The sequence below is a fragment of the Streptomyces sp. NPDC005281 genome (assembly GCF_040607495.1).
Classification (GTDB): domain Bacteria; phylum Actinomycetota; class Actinomycetes; order Streptomycetales; family Streptomycetaceae; genus Streptomyces.
Genome location: NZ_JBEXGX010000006.1, coordinates 13,017 through 31,269, shown reverse-complemented (window position 1 = coordinate 31,269; position 18,253 = coordinate 13,017). Strand labels below are relative to the sequence as shown.

The following is an 18,253-nucleotide window of genomic DNA, read 5'->3' as shown; positions in this document are numbered from 1 at the left end:
GGACGGTCGTGCGGCCGCTATTCCCCGCCGCGCTCCGCGGGGGACGCCTGATCCGCGGGCCGGGCGGCCTCCCACTCGTCGAGGGTCACGACGTCCTTGAGGAACCCGCGCACCCCGAGGAACTGCGACAGGTGCTCACGGTGTTCGTCGCACGCGAGCCAGGTCTTGCGGCGCTCGGGCGTGTGCAGCTTGGGGTTGTTCCAGGCGAGCACCCACACGGCGGCCGCACGGCAGGCCTTGGCCGAGCAGACGGGGGAGGCGGGTTCGGAGCCGGGGGCGTTCACAATCACTCTGCCGACCCTAGCCGAGGCTTCTCGGCACGCGCTCCGCGCGGTGGACGGACCGTTCGCGGGCCGGGCTCCGAGTGCGCACAAAGGCGACGCCGAGCAGCCACGGGGGGAGCTGCCCGGCGTCGGTCCGTCGCTCCGACGGGGGATGCGGAGCGCGTACGAAGTATGTCACGGGTAACCCGCCGCCCGGCACTGGAACAACATGATTGATCTGAGCTTTTCTTGAGCTTGCCGGCGCGCCGATATTCCGTTTCCGGCGAGGCCGAAGGCGTCCGTCCGGAGCTGAACGGGCCATGTCCCGGGGCGAGTTCGCGAGCGGATCGGCTCCGGTCCGGCCTCAGTCCGAGTCGTGCGGCTCGGCCCCCGGACGCGTCCCGGGACCACTCGCGGCGTCCTCGGGGGACGGCTCCGGCGAGCCGTCCTGCCGGGGCCCCGTGATCATCGGACGCAGCGGGGCGGTGACGAATGTGGAGGGAAGGGAAGGCGCGTTCTCACGTCCGGCGTTGGCGATGACCACGGCGACGTACGGGAGGAGAATCCCGAGGACCAGAGCGACCAGAGCGACGGGCCGTTCGACGTTCCACAGGGTGGCTGCAAGGATCACCGACACCGTGCGGACGGACATCGAGATGACATAGCGGCGCTGCCGGCCGCGCACGTCGTCGTCCAGACTCTGTCTGGCTCCGGTGATCCGGAAGACCTGGACGTTGCTCTGCTTCCTGATCACACTCCACCACCCGCCTGCGTCGGACACTCCCGGCCCGTACCCGGCCCGTACCCGTCGAGGAAGCGGGCCCGGACTGCTTCCACGTTACGCCGCGTCTGCGCCGCCTTCGAGACCGGGGCACATCCGGTCCGGGTGGACATGGTGCGCCGTAGCGCGTACGGCCGCGCCCGACATGCGCCGTATGGCGGACAGCCAGAGACTGGCGGTACCGCTCACGGGGAGCGGTACGAGGAGGCGGACATGGGCTGGCTTTGGGCGATCATCGTCGGGTTCGTGCTGGGCCTGATCGCCAAGGCGATCATTCCGGGCAAGCAGCACAGCCCGCTGTGGCTGACCACCATCTTCGGCATCCTCGGAGCGATCGTCGGCAACGCGATCGCCCGGGGCTTCGGCATCGCCGAGACGAGGGGCATCGACTGGGGACGGCACGCGCTTCAGCTGGCCGCCGCCATCGTCATCGTCTTCCTCGGCGACATGCTCTACATGGCCCTGCGGGGCGACAAGGTGAAGACCTGAGACCGAGAGCCGGCCGCCCGGCCTCCCCGGCAGCGGCGGCACGACGAAGGGGCGGCTCCGTCGCGGAGCCGCCCCTTCGTTCGCGCGTCCGGTGACGCGGGAGGCCTCAGCCGCCCGTGACCTCGACCGCGGCCAGGCTCTTCTTGCCCCTGCGCAGCACCAGCCAGCGCCCGTGCAGCAGGTCCTCCGCGGCCGGCACCGCGTCCTCGGCGGCGACCTTCACGTTGTTCACGTACGCGCCGCCCTCCTTGACCGTGCGGCGTGCGGCGGACTTGCTGGCCACCAGGCCGACCTCCGCGAAGAGGTCCACGACCAGGCCCGCCTCGGCGACCTGGATGTGCGGCACCTCGGACAGGGCCGCGGCGAGCGTCCGCTCGTCGAGCTCGCCCAGCTCGCCCTGCCCGAAGAGGGCCTTGGACGCGGCGATCACGGCGGCCGTCTGGTCGGCGCCGTGCACCAGCGTCGTCAGCTCCTCGGCCAGCGCGCGCTGGGCGGCACGGGCCTGCGGACGCTCCTCGGTCTGCTTCTCCAGCTCCTCCAGCTCCTCGGGGGACCTGAAGGACAGGATGCGCAGGTACGTCGAGACGTCCCGGTCGTCCACGTTCAGCCAGAACTGGTAGAACGCGTACGGCGTCGTCATCTCGGGGTCGAGCCAGACGGCACCGCCCTCGGTCTTGCCGAACTTGGTGCCGTCCGCCTTGACCATCAGCGGCGTCGCCAGCGCGTGCACCTGGGCCCCGGGCTCGAGGCGGTGGATCAGGTCCAGGCCCGCCGTGAGGTTGCCCCACTGGTCGCTGCCGCCCTGCTGGAGGGTGCAGCCGTGGCGTCGGTACAGCTCCAGGAAGTCCATGCCCTGGAGCAGCTGGTAGCTGAACTCCGTGTAGCTGATGCCCTCCTCGGACTCGAGGCGGCGGGCCACGGAGTCCTTGGTGAGCATCTTGTTGACGCGGAAGTGCTTGCCGATGTCCCGCAGGAACTCGATGGCCGACAGTCCGGCCGTCCAGTCGAGGTTGTTCACCATGAGCGCGGCGTTCTCGCCCTCGAAGGACAGGAACGGCTCGATCTGTGAACGCAGGCGCGTCACCCAGTTCGCGACCGTCTCCGGGTCGTTCAGGGTGCGCTCGGCCGTCGGGCGGGGGTCACCGATCTGGCCCGTCGCCCCGCCCACCAGGGCGAGCGGCCGCAGCCCCGCCCGCTGGAGCCGGCGCATCGTGAGCACCTGCACCAGGTGACCGACGTGCAGGCTCGGCGCGGTCGGGTCGAAGCCGCAATAGAACGTGACGGGACCGTCCGCGAGCGCCTTGCGCAAAGCATCTTCGTCGGTGGACAGGGAGAACAGGCCCCGCCACTTCAGCTCGTCGACGATGTCCGTCACGGTTCTCGTATCTCCTTGGGTGGTCTCGTGAATCAGGTACGAGGTTATACGCCCTGGCTGACAGAGCTCATATTGAAGTCCGGTACGCGCAGCGCGGGCATCGCGGCCCGGGTGAACCAGTCGCTCCACTCCCGGGGCAGCGTCTTCTCCGTCCGCCCCGCCTCCGTGACCCGTCCCAGCAGGCCCACCGGCGACTCGTTGAACCGGAAGTTGTTCACCTCGCCCACGACCTCGCCGCCCTCCACGAGGTAGACGCCGTCCCGGGTGAGCCCGGTCAGCAGCAGCGTCGCCGGGTCGACCTCGCGGATATACCACAGGCAGGTCAGCAGCAGACCGCGCTCCGTGGCGGCGACCATCTCCTCCAGGGAGCGGTCCTCACCGCCGTCGAGGACGAGGTTCCCGATCGACGGCGTCACCGGCAGCCCGGTCAGCCCGGCGCTGTGCCGGGTGGTGGACAGATGCCGCAGCTCGCCCTCCCGGATCCAGTCGGTGGCCCCCAGCGGCAGCCCGTTGTCGAACACCGAGGCGTCGTCGCCCGAGGAGTGCGCGAGGACGAAGGGAGCGCACTCCAGGCCCGGCTCGTTCGGGTCGCTGCGCAGCGTCAGCGGCAGTTCGCTGAGGCGCTCACCGATGCGGGTGCCGCCCCCGGGCTTGCTGAAGACGGTCCGGCCCTCGGCCGCGTCCCGGGCGGCCGCCGACCACAGCTGGTAGATCAGCAGGTCCGCGACCGCGGTCGGCGGCAACAGCGTCTCGTAGCGCCCGGCGGGCAGTTCGACACGCCGCTGGGCCCAGCCCAGCCGCACCGCCAGCTCCGCGTCCATCGCGGCCGGGTCGACGTCCTTGAAGTCCCGCGTCGAGCGTCCCGCCCAGGCCGAACGCGTACGGTCCGGTGACTTGGCGTTGAGCTCCAGCGTGCCGTTCGGCTGGTCGTGCCGCAGCCGCAGCCCCGTCGACGTACCGAGGTAGCTGGAGACGAGCTCGTGGTTGGCGAATCCGTACAGCTCGCGGCCGCCCGTACGCGCGCGGGCGAACGACTCTCCGAGCGTCGGCGCGAAGTCGGCGAAGACGGCGGAGGAGGTCTCGGTGGGCGCGTCCGTGAAGTCCGGCGACTCCGGCACGCCCGTCACCAGGGGCCGGCCGTCCTCGGCGGGGCCGGCGCCCCGTGCCGCGGCCTCGGCCGCCCGCACCAGGGGCTCCAGCTCGTCGGCGGTCACGGCCGAGCGCGAGACGACACCGGACGAGGTGCCCTCGCGGCCGTCGACGGTGGCGATCACGGTGAGCGTGCGCCCGCGCGTGACCCCGTTCGTGGTGAGTGCGTTGCCCGCCCAGCGGAGGTTCGCGCTGGACCGCTCGTCGGCGATCACCACACAGCCGTCGGCCCGCGACAGGGCGAGGGCGCGCTCGACGACCTCGTGCGGCTTGCTCGTACGGGCGCTCATCGACCGGCCTCCGACGTGGTGTTGAGGATGTTGACACCCTTGAAGAGGGCGGAAGGACAGCCGTGCGACACCGCCGCGACCTGGCCCGGCTGGGCCTTGCCGCAGTTGAAGGCACCGCCGAGGACGTACGTCTGGGGGCCGCCGACGGCGGCCATCGAACCCCAGAAGTCGGTGGTCGTCGCCTGGTACGCGACATCACGGAGCTGGCCCGTGATCCGGCCGTTCTCGATCCTGAAGAAGCGCTGGCCGGTGAACTGGAAGTTGTAGCGCTGCATGTCGATGGACCAGGACCGGTCGCCGACGACATAGATCCCGCGGTCGACACCCCCGATCAGGTCCTCGGTGGACAGCCCGCCGGGGTCGGGCCTGAGCGAGACGTTGGCCATCCGCTGCACGGGCACATGCCGGGGGGAGTCGGCGTAGGCGCAGCCGTTGGAGCGCTCGAAGCCGGTCAGGTTCGCGATCCGCCGGTCCAGCTGGTAGCCGACGAGCGTGCCCTCCTTCACGAGGTCCCAGGACTGGCCCTCGACGCCCTCGTCGTCGTACCCGATGGTCGCCAGACCGTGCTCGGCGGTGCGGTCACCGGTCACGTTCATCAGATCGGAGCCGTACCTGAGCTTGCCGAGCTGGTCGAAGGTGGCGAACGAGGTCCCGGCGTACGCGGCCTCGTAACCGAGCGCGCGGTCCAGCTCGGTGGCGTGCCCGATGGACTCGTGGATCGTCAGCCAGAGATTGGACGGGTCGACGACGAGGTCGTACACCCCCGCCTCCACGCTCGGCGCCCGCATCTTCTCCGCGAGCAGCCCGGGAATCCGCTCCAGCTCGGCGTCCCAGTCCCAGCCGGTGCCCAGCAGGTACTCCCAGCCGCGCCCGGCCGGCGGCGCGATCGTCCGCATCGAGTCGAACTCGCCGCTGGAATCGTCGACGGCCACCGCGGTGAGCTGCGGGTGCAGCCGAACCCGCTGCTGCGTGGTCACGGTCCCGGCGGTGTCCGCGTAGAACTTGTTCTCGTGCACGGTCAGCAGGGACGCGTCGACGTGGTTGACGCCGTCGGCCGCCAGCAGCCGCGCGCTCCAGTCGGCCAGCAGCCCCGCCTTCTCCTCGTCCGGCACGGAGAAGGGATCGATCTCGTACGACGAGACCCACGTCTTCTCCGCGTGCACCGGCTCGGAGGTCAGCTCGACCCTCTCGTCGGACCCGGCCGCCTTGATGACCTGGGCCGACAGCTTCGCCATCGCCACGGCCTGCGAGGCCACTTTCGCGGCCGCGTCCATCGTCAGGTCGACGCCCGACGCGAACCCCCAGGTCCCGCCGTGCACGACCCGTACCGCGTACCCCAGGTCCGTGGTGTCCGACGATCCGGCAGGCTTGGCGTCGCGCAGCCGCCAGGACGCGCTGCGCACCCGCTCGAACCGGAAGTCCGCGTGATCGGCGCCCAGCGCCCGCGCCCGCGCGAGCGCGGCGTCGGCGAGTGCGCGCAGCGGTAGCGCCGTGAAGGCTTCGTCGATGGAATGAGGCACCGAGGTCTCCCTGCTGTCGTGGCCCGTCGGGTCCGATCATGTCGCGCGGGCGGGTCCGGCGGCCACGCCTTTCCCGTCACCGGGCGCGTCTTTCGGCCGCGGCAGGTCCGCCTTCCGGACGTACGGCCTCGCCTTTCTGTAGGGATCCGACAGCAGTCACCCGAACCCACTGTCGGTGCCCGATTCCCTGGGAGGCCGGGCGGACCGATAGGTTTTCGAGGAAGGCGCCTGTATTGCAGGGGTTTCAGTCCGCTAACGAAAGGGTGATCCGTTGAGCCGCTCGGTTCTCGTCACCGGAGGCAACCGGGGCATCGGCCTCGCCATCGCCCGCGCATTCGCCGACGCAGGCGACAAGGTCGCGATCACGTACCGGTCCGGTGAGCCACCGGCTGGCTTCCTGGCGGTCAAGTGCGACATCACCGACAGCGAGCAGGTGGAGCAGGCCTACAAGGAGATCGAGGCCGAGCACGGCCCGGTCGAGGTCCTGATCGCCAACGCGGGCGTCACCAAGGACCAGCTGCTGATGCGCATGTCCGAGGAGGACTTCACCTCGGTCATCGACACGAACCTCACGGGCACCTTCCGCGTGGTCAAGCGTGCCAACCGCGGCATGCTGCGGGCCAAGAAGGGCCGCGTCGTGCTGATCTCCTCGGTCGTCGGGCTGCTCGGCTCGGCGGGGCAGGCGAACTACGCCGCGTCGAAGGCCGCCCTCGTCGGCTTCGCGCGTTCGCTGGCCCGCGAGCTGGGCTCACGCAACCTCACCTTCAACGTCGTCGCGCCCGGCTTCGTCGACACCGACATGACGCAGGCGCTCACCGACGAGCAGCGCGCGAAGATCGTGTCGCAGGTACCGCTGGGCCGTTACGCGAAGCCCGAGGAGATCGCCGCGACGGTGCGGTTCCTCGCCTCGGACGAAGCCTCGTACATCACTGGAGCCGTCATCCCGGTTGACGGCGGACTGGGAATGGGTCACTGATCACCATGAGTGGAATTCTTGAGGGCAAGCGCGTCCTGATCACCGGTGTGCTGATGGAGTCCTCCATCGCCTTCCACACCGCCAAGCTGGCCCAGGAGCAGGGTGCCGAGATCATCCTGACGGCGTTCCCGCGGCCCACGCTGACCGAGCGCATCGCCAGGAAGCTGCCGAAGCCCACCAAGGTCATCGAGCTCGACGTCACCAACGAGGAGCACCTGGCCCGTCTCGCCGATATCGTCGGCGAGGAGCTGGGCGGCCTCGACGGCGTCGTGCACTCCATCGGGTTCGCGCCGCAGGACGCCCTCGGCGGCAACTTCCTGAACACGCCGTTCGAGTCGGTGGCCACGGCCATGCACGTCTCGGCGTTCTCCCTGAAGTCGCTGACCACGGCCTGCCTGCCGCTGATGCAGAACGGCGGGTCCGTCGTGGGCCTCACCTTCGACGCGCAGTACGCCTGGCCGCAGTACGACTGGATGGGTCCGGCCAAGGCCGCCCTGGAGGCCACCAGCCGCTACATGGCGCGTGACCTCGGCAAGCAGAACATCCGCTGCAACCTCATCTCGGCGGGCCCGATCGGCTCCATGGCCGCCAAGTCCATCCCGGGCTTCAGCGACCTGGCCGCCGTCTGGGACAGCCGTTCTCCGCTGGAGTGGGACCTCAAGGACCCGGAGCCGGCGGGCAAGGGCGTCGTCGCCCTCCTGAGCGACTGGTTCCCGAAGACCACGGGCGAGATCATCCACGTCGACGGTGGCCTGCACGCCATCGGCGCGTAAACGCTTACGCCCGGTTCCGACGCCCCGTTCCCCGCAGCGCGCGGGGAGCGGGGCGTCGCCCGTTCGGCCCAGTCGGCCGGGCGGCCGGGCCCTCGTGACCGGCACGCTGGAAGCACGCACCGCCCGCCCCGCAGCCGTACGGCCGAGGAGGTCCCCTTGTGCGCCTGTCCCGCCGCTTTGCTCCAGTGTTCGCCGCTGTCGCCCTGGTGACGGCCGTTCCGTACGACGCGATGTCCCACCCGCGCGCGGAGAGTGCGAACGCGACACCCCGGCCGGCCGCCGGGAGCGAGGCGGCACGGCGGCCCGCCGTACCCCAGCCGTTCGGCGCCGACTGCCGGACCACCGTCACCGGCTCCCATGCCGTCGCGTACTGCCACAACCCCTATGTGGGCACCGACCGTGTCGCTCTGCACGTCGAATGTGCCCGCTGGTGGGACATCGACAGTGACAGCGCCCCGGTCGACGTCGGGCCCGCGATGACGGTCCGGCTGACCGGCCGCTGCTGGAAGGAGATCCGCAGGGTCTGGATCACCCACGAGGACTGACGCCCCGCGCCCCGAACCGACGGGCCCGGAGGGCACCCGTGGCTACTGCCGGCCACCCTGCGGGCCGGGCCGGCACTGGAAGGGATAGCCGGCGGCCTCCGTGGCCGCCGCCTCCGCGTCGCCCGTCCTGATCGCGTCGACGAGCCGGGCGTGGTCCATGTACGTCTCCGGCGTCAGCTCCTTGCCGACGTCCTCGCGCAGCCAGTCGCGCAGCACCTCGCCCAGATCCGCGTACATCGCCGTCATGACGTCGTTGCGGGACGCGGCCACCACCGCCATGTGGAAGGTCGCGTCGGCGGTCACGAAGGCCTCCGCGTCACCCGACTCCCAGGCCTCCTCCCGGCGTACGAGGAGCGCCTCCAGCTGCTTGAGATCGCGCTCGGAGCGCCGCTCGGCGGCCAGCCTCGCGGCGCTCGACTCCAGCGTGGACCGCAGTTCGGCGATGTGCCGCGGGTCGGCGTCCGCGAACCGGCGGTGCATCACGCCCGCCAGCTCGCTCGTCGCCACGACGTACGTCCCCGATCCCTGCCGGATGTCGAGCAGCCCGTTGTGGGCGAGCGCCCGGACCGCCTCGCGCACGGTGTTGCGGGCCACACCCAGCTGGTCGACGAGCTCCGGCTCGGTGGGGATACGGGAGCCCACCGGCCACTCGCCCGAGGTGATCTGGTTCCGCAGCTCGGCGATGACCTGCTCGGACAGGGCCGAACGGCGGGGATGGCTCAGCGGCATGACGGTCCTTCGTACGGGCCCGGGTGTGATCGTTCGCGCGGGGCCGGAGGCTCCGGAGATTAACGCAGCGGGATTGGACAGCCAATCATCCCATGATTCTATGATGGGGAGCATGGCCCCCGAGGAATCCCGGACGACGATGACGTCCCCAGAGATACGCCGCCCCACCGAGAGCACGGCACCCGAGACGCCCGCCACGCGCGCGTGGGCGACGCGGCTCGTGGTCGCCGGCATCGTCCTCGCCGCCCTCAACCTGCGCCCCGCCATCACCAGCCTCGGAGCGCTCCTCGAAGAGGTGCGCGACGGCCTCGGCATGAGCGGCAGCGTCGCCGGACTGCTCACTTCCGTGCCGCCCCTGTGCTTCGCCGTCTTCGGCGTGACGGCCCCGCGGCTCGCCCGCCGTTTCGGGCCCGCGGCCGTCGTGTGCGCCGGCATGGTCGCCATCACCGCGGGCCTGGCTATGCGCCCGTACATCGGCGGCACGGCCGGCTTCCTGGCCGCGAGCGCGCTCGCCCTCATGGGCATCGCCGTCAGCAACGTCCTGATGCCGGTGATCGTCAAGCGCTGGTTCCCCGACAGGGTCGGCTCCATGACGGGCCTGTACTCGATGGCCCTGGCACTCGGCACCTCCGTCGCCGCCGCCGCGACCGTCCCCATGACCGACGCCCTCGGCGGCGACTGGCGCTCAGGCCTCGTGGTGTGGGCCGGCCTCGCGGCGGCGGCCGTCCTGCCGTGGATCCTGCTGGCACGGGCGCGGGGCGCCGGTCCCGGTACCGGCGACCGCGAACCGTCGGCATCGGGCACGGCCCGCGCCGCCGGCCGTACAGCTGCCGCCGCCACAGGCCCCGCAGCCACCTCGTTCCGCACCGGCAGTCCGAAGTCGGCCGCCGCCACCGAGGCCCTCACCGGCACCTCGGAGCCCCCCGCCACGACAGCCGCCGCCCGCCACGAGCCCGACGGCGACGGCCTGCGCATCACCCGCAGCCGTACCGCCTGGGCCCTCGCCGTCTTCTTCGGCCTCCAGGCCACCGCCGCCTACATCACGATGGGCTGGATGGCGCAGATCTTCCGGGACGCGGGCGTCGCCGCGGGCACCGCGGGACTGCTCCTCGCCGTCACGATGGTGATGGGCGTACCGCTGGCCTTCGTGATCCCGCGCCTCGCCACCCGCCTGCCCCGGCAGGGGCCCATCGTGGTCGTCCTCGGCCTCTGCGGCCTCGCCGGATACACGGGCCTCTATCTGGCCCCGGCGGCGGGTGCCTGGGCCTGGGCCCTGCTGCTGGGTGTCTCCAACTGCGCCTTCCCGCTGGCACTGACCATGGTCGGCATGCGCGCCCGGACCGGCGCCGGGGTGGTCAAGCTGTCCGCGTTCGCCCAGAGCGCCGGCTATCTGATCTCGATCCCGGGCCCGCTGCTCGTGGGCGTGCTCTACCAGCAGAGCGGCGGCTGGGGCCTGCCGCTCGCGCTGATGGCCGGGCTGATGATCCCGCAGATCGGGGTCGGCATCCTGGCGGGCCGCGACCGCACGGTGGAGGACGAGGCCGCCGGCTGACCCCGGCTCCGGAAACCGGGCCCCGGCCGAGTCACGGCGGACGAAGGGTGCGAGACTGAGCCCATGCCTGTGCTCGACCCGAACCCCCAGAACGGCCAGAAGAAGCTGCTCATCGTGCTCGGCGCGATGCTGGCCATCACGGTGATCATCGGCATCATCGCGTCCATCGCCTCCCCGTGACCGACCGGGCCCCGAGCCCGCCGTCGTCACGCCGACCGTCGCCGCCCGTGCACCGGGGGTGGGGATAACCCCCCGACCCCTAGGGGGTGAGTGTCAGGGTCAAGTGGGTGGATCACCGGATGGGCCGGAGACGGCGGATTCCGTAGCTTCGAATCGTGACCGCGAACCGCGGCACGGGGACACTCGAAGACTCACGGAGGCGGCATGTCGGCCCCTACGCACACCCGGCTCCACCCGGCGACCACGGGCCGCGTCGACATCCGGCTGCCCTGGTGGGCCCTCGCCCTTCCCGCACTCGCCTTCGTCACCCTGCTGCTCATGATCCTCAACCCGGTGGACGCGCACGCCGCGACCGGCGACCCGGCGATCGCCCACCTGTTCGAGCGAGTCCAACAGGCGGTCCAGCACAACGCCCCGTGAGCCGATGCCCCCGGCCTGCCACCGCAAGCCCGGGAGCCGGGCCCCCGCACCCCCGAGAGGGCACCATCACCCCTGACGGGGCAGGGCGTCACCCTCGCCGGGGGACCACATCAACTCCCTGCGCCCCATGGCATGTTTCGTGCGAAGCTGGGACGCATGAGCGTCGCAGAACCCCGCAGGATCGTCCTCTTCCGGCATGCGAAAGCCGACTGGCCGCAGATGTCCGACCATGAGCGGCCGCTCGCCGACCGGGGCCGCATGGACGCGGCCGTCGCCGGACGCAGGCTGGCCGACAGCGGCATCCCCCTGGACCTTGCCCTGTGCTCCACCGCGATCCGGACCCGCGAGACATGGAAGCACGCCGTCCAGGAGCTTCCGCACCGGCCGAAAACGGTCTATGAGGAGCGGATCTACGATGCCTCCCCCGGCGAGCTGATCGCCGTCCTCAACGAGATCCCGGACGACGCGCACAACGTGATCCTGATCGGTCACAACCCGGGTGTCCACGGGCTGACCGAGGTTCTGGCGGGCCGGGCCGAGGGCGACACCCGCGCACGCATGAACGCCCACGGCTTCCACACCGCCGCCTTTGCGGTGCTCTCCTTCGACGGCCCCTGGAAGTCCCTGGAGCCCGGATCGGGCGGCCTGACCGAATACTGGGCTCCGACGGAGTAGACCTGCCAGGGCGACGGAAGGGGGTCCGGCACCGTGGCGGTGCCGGACCCCCTTCCGTCGCGGAAGCGAACCCTCAGTGAGCGATGTCGTCCTCGTTCATGTCCGCCGCCTCGACCTCTTCACGGGTGACACCCAGCAGGTAGAGGACCGTGTCGAGGAACGGGAAGTTCACCGCGGTGTGCGCGGCCTGCCGTACGACGGGCTTGGCGTTGAACGCGACCCCGAGGCCGGCGGCGTTGAGCATGTCGAGGTCGTTGGCACCGTCGCCGATCGCCACGGTCTGGGCCAGCGGAACCCCGGCCTCGGCCGCGAACCGGCGCAGCAGCCGGGCCTTGCCCGCCCGGTCCACGATCTCGCCCGTGACCCGGCCGGTCAGTTTCCCGTCGACGATCTCCAACGTGTTGGCCTGGGCGAAGTCGAGCCCGAGCCGCTCCTTCAGATCGTCGGTGACCTGGGTGAACCCGCCGGACACGACACCGACTTGGAAGCCGAGCCGCTTCAGCGTACGGATCAGGGTCCGCGCGCCCGGCGTCAGCCGCACCTCCTCGCGCACCTTCTGCACCACCGAGGCGTCCAGCCCTTCGAGGAGCGCCACGCGCGCGTGCAGGGACTGCTCGAAGTCCAGCTCACCGCGCATCGCGGCCGCGGTGACCTCCGCGACCTCGTCCTCGCACCCGGCGTGCGCGGCGAAGAGCTCGATCACCTCGTCCTGGATGAGCGTGGAGTCCACGTCCATCACGACAAGACGCTGGGCCCGCCGGTGCAGGCCCGCGGCCACGACCGCGATGTCGACACCGAGTGCCGAGGCCTCGGTCACCAGCGCGGTGCGCAGCTCCTCGGTCTCCGTGCCGGACACCGCGAACTCGACCGCGGTCACCGGGTACTTGGCCAGGCGGAAGATGCGGTCGATGTTGCCGCCGGTCTTCGTGATCCGCGCGGCGATGGAGGCCGTCGACTCCGCGGTGAGGGGATGTCCGAGCACCGTGACCAGCGAACGTCCCAGGCCGCGCGGGCGGTTGTCGCCGAGGCCGGAGATGATCTCCGCCTGCATCTTCATCGACTCCGCCCAGCTGTGGACGGTCGACCGAAGATCGCCTTCGAGGCCTGCGGGCGGCTCGGTCACGAGCGCGCACAGCACGATCCGGCCCCGGGTGACGACCTGCTCGATGTCGACCACGTCGACGGAGTAGGCGGCGAGGGTGTCGAAGAGTCCGGCGGTGATGCCCGGCCGGTCCTTGCCGAAGATCTTGACAAGAAGAGTGGGCACATCAGGGGTATGTGAAGCGCTCATGGTATTTCCCACCGTATCCGGCACCCAGTGCCTCCCGCCCGCCCGGTCCGCCTAGCGGACACGGAACACTGGGTGACACCCCGGCGCCCCACGAGTGACGAACACCCACCAACCCGCCCGAGCCCCTCCGCCGCACCTCCGCACCCTCCGGTTCGGCCCCCGCACCGTCCGCTTCTGCCCCCGGCACCCTCTGTCGCGCGCCTCCGCACCTTCCGGTTCTGCCTCCGGCACCCTCTGTCGCGCGCGCCCCCGTACTTCTCCGGTTCTGCCCCCACTTCGGGTGCTGCGGCCCTCCCACCTTCCTTTCGCCCCCTCCGCCCCTACCCTTCCCACCCCTGGGGCTCCGCCCCAGACCCCCGCTCCTCAAACGCCGGAGGGGCTGAAACTCACCCCGCAGTCGAAAGGCGGCCCAGAGGGGCCGAATCTCACGCCTGTGAGGCGCCGCACCCAAGCCGGCATCCACCCGCACCCGGGATCCTGCGGGAGGGGCCGTGCCGGTACATCGCATGCCCGTCGCTTACGCCCGGATCGAGCAGCGGCTCGCCATCTCACTAACGTCTGATCCAACGGCGACGGGCGGATGTACCGGCACGGCCCCGACCCACCCACCGGAGCGGAACCCGCGACGCCGGCGCGAGCGACCCCGCACGGCCCCGACCCACCCACCGGCCGAAACCGCTATCGCCGACGCGGAGCCGGCGGCGGCCCCTCGCCCGGTGGCGGAACCGACGGCGGAACCGGCGCCGGAGGTGGAGGCAGCGGCTGCGGCCCGTCCGGCCTCCGCTTCGGCGACGGTCCGGGTCCGATCGGCCCCACCATGGTGGGAGCCCCGTACACATCACCCGGCGCCCGATCCTCCGGTTCCCGCAACGCGTCCGGCACCTTCAGATACGGATTGGTGTCCGGGTTCGGCGCCCGGTACGACCCCCGAGGCCGATAAGGCCCGGCCCCCACACCACCAGGACCCGCACCCACACCCGCCTGCGAACCCGCACCCACACCCACACCGCCAGGCCCCCCGGCCCCCCCACCCCCCAAGTCACCCCGTGCCACCCCGGCAAGCCCCGCCACCCTCCGCCCCGCAGCGCCGCAAGCCCAGGCGAGCAACGCCCCCACACCCCCGGCCCCCGCTCCCCAGAGCGCACCCAGCACCAGTGCCACCCCCTGACGCCCCCGCAACTCGATCCCGGCGCCGAACGCGTCGAACCCGAACACGGACAGGGAGGCGTCCACGGAGACCTCCGTCAGCCGCGCGAGCAGCGGCAGAGCCAGCGCCGTCACGACCCCCAGCCGAAGTGCGCAGCGTCCGGCGAACCGCAGCGCGCTGTCGCCCCGTACGTCCGGCTCACCCGCCGCACCCCCGACCGCCGCACTCCCGCCCCGTACGAATGGCGTACGCGCGGCAGTCAGGACGCCCGCGTACAGCATCATCAGGGCGGCGGCGAGCGCCAGCAGCCATACGCGCCCGTCGAGTTCGGCGAGACGCCCGAGGGTGACGGGCCGGGACGTGTCGGCGGTCAGCAGCTTGTCGAGGGGGTCGGGCAGCAGCTTGGCGAGCTCACCCGTGGCCTTGCCGTCCCAGGGGACGAAGAGTCCGAGGGGGACACCGAGCCACACCCCGTTGGGCGCGCCGAGCAGCGCCGCCCCCGCGATCCGCTTCGGGTGGGCGTCGCCGATCGCGGCGTACGCGGCCGCCGCGAGCCCGGCGAGGACGGCGACCAGCAGGACGGCAACGAGTGAGGAGACGGCCGGCCGCACCGCGCGGTGCACGGCGTTCCAGCCGTGCGGCAGCGGCGTACGCCGGGAGGCCAGCAGCGCGATCAGCAGCACCGAGGCGGCCCACGCGGCCCCGCCGAGCAGGGTCGGAACGGTGTCGACGGAGAAGCCCACGGCCGCCTTCGCCCGCACGAGGTCGCCGATCTTGCCGGGCAGCAGACCGCCGAGGTCCCCGAGCCCGCCCGGGAGCTTGTCCGTGATCCTGCCGAGCCCGCCGCCACCGCCGGTGACCTTGTCGAGCCCGAGCTTGTCGCCGTTGATCGTGATGACGTCGTGTCCGGCCCAGGCGAGCCCGCCCAGGGTCGCGACGAACAGGGCGATCACCGAGCCCGCCCGCGCCAGGAGTTCGGCCGGCGTGACGACAACTCCCGCTCCGCGCAAGGAGCGCAGGAAGAACCACGACAGCAGCAGGGCGCCGGCCAGCCCGACACCCAGGGGCGTGATCTGGATGGCGGTGTGCGCCTGCGCTCCCTTCAGCCCGAAGGCGGAGACGTTCCCGGACGGCGTCACGGTGCCGCCGGCTCCGAGAGCCACCATCGCTGCGGTCATGGGGCCGAGCGAGGCCGCCGTGTCCGCCCCGAGCAGGTGCAGACCGAGCGCGGCGGTGCCCGCCATGCCGATCAGCGCCCAGCTCACGGAGGCGATCGCGGACAACAGCACGTCCCCCCACGGCACGCCTTCGCCGCTTCCGCCGTGGTGCGTGGTCCCGTTGCTCATCGCCAGACCCCCCGATCAGCGCCGCGGTGATCCCGCGCATGTCCCCCTCGTGTGGGATTACCACTCTCCGGGCCGTTTTCAACCCCGTCAACGGATGCGGACAACCCGCCCGTTGCCATCGTTCACAAGGCCCGACTTTCGGTCAGGGGGCCTGAACTGAAATAGTTCCCCACGATGTTCGACATCCCTAGACTCCCTGTGACGGGGGTAACTCGGGGGACAACTCAGTGGGGCTGGAGTGCCGGAACTCGTACTGGAATTGAATGGACGGACCTGGACGCTTGACGCGTCCAGGCCTCACACCCTCGGACGTGATCCGCAGGGAGACATCGTGCTCGATGACGCCAGGGTCTCCTGGCGGCACGCCACGATCAGCTGGAACGGCCGTAGTTGGGTCATCGACGACCACGGGAGCACCAACGGCACGTTCGTACAGGGTCAGCGGATCCACCAGTTGGAGATCGGTCCCGGTTCGGCCGTGCACCTGGGCAACGCGACCGACGGTCCGCGCCTGAGCGTGGCCGGAGCCGCGGCCCCGGTGGCGCAGCCGCAGCAGCAGCCGTTCGCGGCGCAGGGCGCCGGCCCCGGCTGGGCCCAGCCGGCGCCGGCGCCTCCGCAGAACGCGCAGCAGGCGGGGGGCATTCCGCAGCAGCAGGGAGCCGGTGGTGGCGCGGGGGCACCGCCGGTCTACGGCGACCGCAGCCCGACGACGTTCCACCAGTTCTCGCTGGGCCGCGTGATGCGCATCGGTCGTGCGCTGGAGAACGAACTGGTGGTCTCCGACCTCCAGGTCTCCCGCCACCACGCGGAGTTCCACGCGACGCCGGACGGCCGCTTCGAGATCCGTGATCAGGGCTCGCACAACGGCACGTACGTCAACGGTATGCCGATCGCCAAGGGCGGCTCCGCGCTGCTCGGCCCGCACGACATCGTCGGCGTCGGCCACTCGACGTTCCGCCTGGTCGGGGACCGGCTCGAGGAGTTCGTCGACACCGGTGAGGTCTCGTTCTCGGCCCGCCATCTGACGGTCACCGTCGAAGGCGGCAAGCAGATCCTCAAGGACGTCTCCTTCGGCGTACCCGAGAAGTCGCTCGTCGCGGTCATCGGCCCGTCGGGTTCCGGCAAGTCGACGCTCCTGAAGGCGCTCACGGGCTACCGCCCCGCCAACCAGGGCGACGTGCTCTACGACAACCGGAACCTGTACAAGCAGTTCGCCGAGCTGCGCCAGCGCATCGGTCTGGTCCCGCAGGACGACATCCTGCACAAGGAACTGACCGTCAAGAAGGCCCTCAAGTACGCGGCCAAGCTGCGCTTCCCCGCCGACACCACGGGCGCGGAGCGCGACGCGCGCATAGACGAGGTGCTGCGCGAGCTGAAGCTGGACATCCACAAGGAGAAGAAGGTCACCTCCCTCTCCGGTGGCCAGCGCAAGCGCGTCTCGGTGGCTCTGGAGCTGCTCACCAAGCCGTCGCTGATCTTCCTGGACGAGCCGACCTCCGGTCTCGACCCGGGCATGGACCGCGATGTCATGCAGTTGCTGCGCGGCCTCGCCGACGACGGCCGTACGGTCCTCGTCGTCACGCACTCGGTGGCGGAGCTCGCGATCTGCGACAAGCTCCTCGTGATGGCGCCCGGCGGTTCCGTCGCCTACTTCGGTCCGCCGGAGGAGGCGCTGAACTTCTTCGGCTACGAGACCTGGGCCGATGTGTTCTCCGCGTTCGAGAACTACCGCGACTACGACTGGGCGGGCCGCTGGAAGGGCTCGCAGCACTACCAGATGTACGCGGCGGACATCGACGCGGTGGCTCCGCAGTCGACGCAGATGCCGCCGCCGCAGGCGATGAAGCCGCCGAAGCCGCAGGGCTGGGGTTCCCAGCTGATGACGCTGATGCGCCGCTATGTCTCGGTGATCGTGTCGGACAAGGGCTTCCTGGCGCTGACGGTGATCCTGCCGGCGGTCCTGGGCTCGGTCAGCCTGCTCATCGACAACGGCAAGACACTGCTCGTCAACGCGAAAATACTGCCGTCGGGCGCCCATGTCGCGAACGGCACGGCCACGACGGTGCTGCTGATCCTCGCGGTAGGAGCCTGTTTCGCGGGCGCAGCCAACTCGGTCCGTGAGCTGATCAAGGAACGGGTGATCTACGAGCGGGAGCGGGCGACGGGTCTGTCGCGCTCGGCGTACCTGATGTCCAAGGTGATCGTCCTCGGGGTGATCACCATGCTGCAAGGTGCGCTGGTCGGTGCCATCGGCTTCGGCAGCCGAGAGGTTCCGGCCCAGGGTCTGATCCTCAAGAGCCTGCCCAAGGTCGAGCTCACGCTGCCGATCATGGCTCTGGGCTTCGTGTCGATGATGTTCGGCCTGATCATCTCTTCGCTGGTGAAGACCGCGGAGAAGACCATGCCGCTCCTGGTCATGTTCGCGATCGTCCAGGTGGTCTTCACCGGCTGCCTGTTCATCCTGAACGGCACGGTGGGTGTCAACCAGTTCTCGTATCTGATGCCGGCCCGCTGGGCGGTGGCCGCGTCCGGGGCCACGCTGGACCTGAACAACATCTTCCCGAACCAGGACGATCCGACGAGCACGGACCCGCTGTGGAACCACACGGCCGGGGCCTGGACCGTGGACATGATCGCGCTGGTCGTCCTCGGTGTGGTCTGCGGATTCTTCGTGGCCCGCTTCCTGCGCCGCCACGAGCCCGAGGTCATGCGCAAGTAGACGCCCGGGAACAGCGCGAGGGCGGCACCCCGG

General features: G+C 70.9%; 17 protein-coding genes. 9 read left to right on the top strand and 8 right to left on the bottom strand.

Annotated elements, in window-relative coordinates; genetic code table 11:
- Positions 1-17: 17 nt before the first annotated feature.
- Positions 18-290 carry a hypothetical protein gene (locus ABZV42_RS10700; protein ID WP_355985591.1) on the bottom strand — a complete coding sequence of 91 codons (273 nt, stop codon included), beginning with the start codon at positions 288-290 and terminating at the stop codon, positions 18-20.
- A gap of 337 nt (positions 291-627) precedes the next feature.
- Positions 628-1,014 carry a DUF3099 domain-containing protein gene (locus ABZV42_RS10695; RefSeq protein ID WP_355985714.1) on the bottom strand — a complete coding sequence of 129 codons (387 nt, stop codon included), beginning with the start codon at positions 1,012-1,014 and terminating at the stop codon, positions 628-630.
- Positions 1,015-1,257: 243 nt separating this feature from the next.
- On the opposite strand from ABZV42_RS10695, the gene ABZV42_RS10690 reads away from it, so the two are divergent.
- Positions 1,258-1,533 carry a GlsB/YeaQ/YmgE family stress response membrane protein gene (locus tag ABZV42_RS10690; RefSeq protein WP_355985589.1) on the top strand — a complete coding sequence of 92 codons (276 nt, stop codon included), beginning with the start codon at positions 1,258-1,260 and terminating at the stop codon, positions 1,531-1,533.
- Between the two features lie 106 nt (positions 1,534-1,639).
- Here ABZV42_RS10690 and tyrS read toward each other — a convergent pair whose 3' ends face one another.
- From tyrS to ABZV42_RS10675, 3 genes are read right to left on the bottom strand one after another with little or no spacing between them, the layout of a single operon-like run.
- Positions 1,640-2,908 carry a tyrosine--tRNA ligase gene (gene tyrS, locus ABZV42_RS10685; protein ID WP_355985587.1) on the bottom strand — a complete coding sequence of 423 codons (1,269 nt, stop codon included), beginning with the start codon at positions 2,906-2,908 and terminating at the stop codon, positions 1,640-1,642.
- A 44-nt stretch (positions 2,909-2,952) separates the two neighbouring features.
- Positions 2,953-4,347 carry a metallopeptidase TldD-related protein gene (locus ABZV42_RS10680; protein ID WP_355985585.1) on the bottom strand — a complete coding sequence of 465 codons (1,395 nt, stop codon included), beginning with the start codon at positions 4,345-4,347 and terminating at the stop codon, positions 2,953-2,955.
- On the bottom strand, positions 4,344-5,867 hold the full coding sequence (locus tag ABZV42_RS10675) for a TldD/PmbA family protein (RefSeq protein ID WP_355985583.1): 1,524 nt from the start codon (positions 5,865-5,867) through the stop codon (positions 4,344-4,346). The genes ABZV42_RS10680 and ABZV42_RS10675 overlap by 4 nt, the downstream gene beginning before the upstream one ends.
- Before the next feature lie 271 nt (positions 5,868-6,138).
- Here ABZV42_RS10675 and fabG point away from each other — a divergent pair, with 271 nt between their 5' ends.
- From fabG to ABZV42_RS10660, 3 genes are all read left to right on the top strand, one after another.
- Positions 6,139-6,843: a 3-oxoacyl-[acyl-carrier-protein] reductase gene (gene fabG / locus ABZV42_RS10670; protein ID WP_355985581.1), complete on the top strand. Its 705-nt coding sequence runs from the start codon at positions 6,139-6,141 to the stop codon at positions 6,841-6,843.
- Between the two features lie 5 nt (positions 6,844-6,848).
- On the top strand, positions 6,849-7,616 hold the full coding sequence (gene fabI, locus ABZV42_RS10665) for an enoyl-ACP reductase FabI (RefSeq protein WP_355985579.1): 768 nt from the start codon (positions 6,849-6,851) through the stop codon (positions 7,614-7,616).
- A gap of 158 nt (positions 7,617-7,774) precedes the next feature.
- Complete coding sequence (locus ABZV42_RS10660) at positions 7,775-8,161, top strand: hypothetical protein (RefSeq protein ID WP_356051642.1); 387 nt, start codon at positions 7,775-7,777, stop codon at positions 8,159-8,161.
- 42 nt (positions 8,162-8,203) lie between these two features.
- Here the strand turns inward: ABZV42_RS10660 and ABZV42_RS10655 are convergent, their stop codons facing one another.
- The gene (locus ABZV42_RS10655) at positions 8,204-8,890 is read right to left on the bottom strand and encodes a FadR/GntR family transcriptional regulator (RefSeq protein ID WP_356051639.1); all 687 of its coding nucleotides are present in this window, start codon (positions 8,888-8,890) and stop codon (positions 8,204-8,206) included.
- 112 nt (positions 8,891-9,002) lie between these two features.
- Here ABZV42_RS10655 and ABZV42_RS10650 point away from each other — a divergent pair, with 112 nt between their 5' ends.
- From ABZV42_RS10650 to ABZV42_RS10635, 4 genes are all read left to right on the top strand, one after another.
- Positions 9,003-10,442, top strand: coding sequence for a CynX/NimT family MFS transporter (locus ABZV42_RS10650; protein WP_355985573.1), 1,440 nt, complete (start codon positions 9,003-9,005; stop codon positions 10,440-10,442).
- 63 nt (positions 10,443-10,505) lie between these two features.
- The gene (locus tag ABZV42_RS10645; RefSeq protein WP_107059069.1) at positions 10,506-10,622 is read left to right on the top strand and encodes an SGM_5486 family transporter-associated protein; all 117 of its coding nucleotides are present in this window, start codon (positions 10,506-10,508) and stop codon (positions 10,620-10,622) included.
- A gap of 204 nt (positions 10,623-10,826) precedes the next feature.
- Positions 10,827-11,042: a hypothetical protein gene (locus tag ABZV42_RS10640; RefSeq protein ID WP_355985572.1), complete on the top strand. Its 216-nt coding sequence runs from the start codon at positions 10,827-10,829 to the stop codon at positions 11,040-11,042.
- A gap of 156 nt (positions 11,043-11,198) precedes the next feature.
- Positions 11,199-11,717, top strand: coding sequence for a histidine phosphatase family protein (locus ABZV42_RS10635; protein WP_355985570.1), 519 nt, complete (start codon positions 11,199-11,201; stop codon positions 11,715-11,717).
- Between the two features lie 73 nt (positions 11,718-11,790).
- Here ABZV42_RS10635 and serB read toward each other — a convergent pair whose 3' ends face one another.
- Together serB and ABZV42_RS10625 are read right to left on the bottom strand one after the other, a co-directional pair.
- Complete coding sequence (gene serB / locus ABZV42_RS10630; RefSeq protein WP_355985568.1) at positions 11,791-13,008, bottom strand: phosphoserine phosphatase SerB; 1,218 nt, start codon at positions 13,006-13,008, stop codon at positions 11,791-11,793.
- 678 nt (positions 13,009-13,686) lie between these two features.
- Positions 13,687-15,501 carry a streptophobe family protein gene (locus ABZV42_RS10625; protein WP_356051637.1) on the bottom strand — a complete coding sequence of 605 codons (1,815 nt, stop codon included), beginning with the start codon at positions 15,499-15,501 and terminating at the stop codon, positions 13,687-13,689.
- Positions 15,502-15,739: 238 nt separating this feature from the next.
- On the opposite strand from ABZV42_RS10625, the gene ABZV42_RS10620 reads away from it, so the two are divergent.
- Positions 15,740-18,220 carry an FHA domain-containing protein gene (locus ABZV42_RS10620; protein ID WP_355985564.1) on the top strand — a complete coding sequence of 827 codons (2,481 nt, stop codon included), beginning with the start codon at positions 15,740-15,742 and terminating at the stop codon, positions 18,218-18,220.
- Positions 18,221-18,253: the final 33 nt, after the last annotated feature.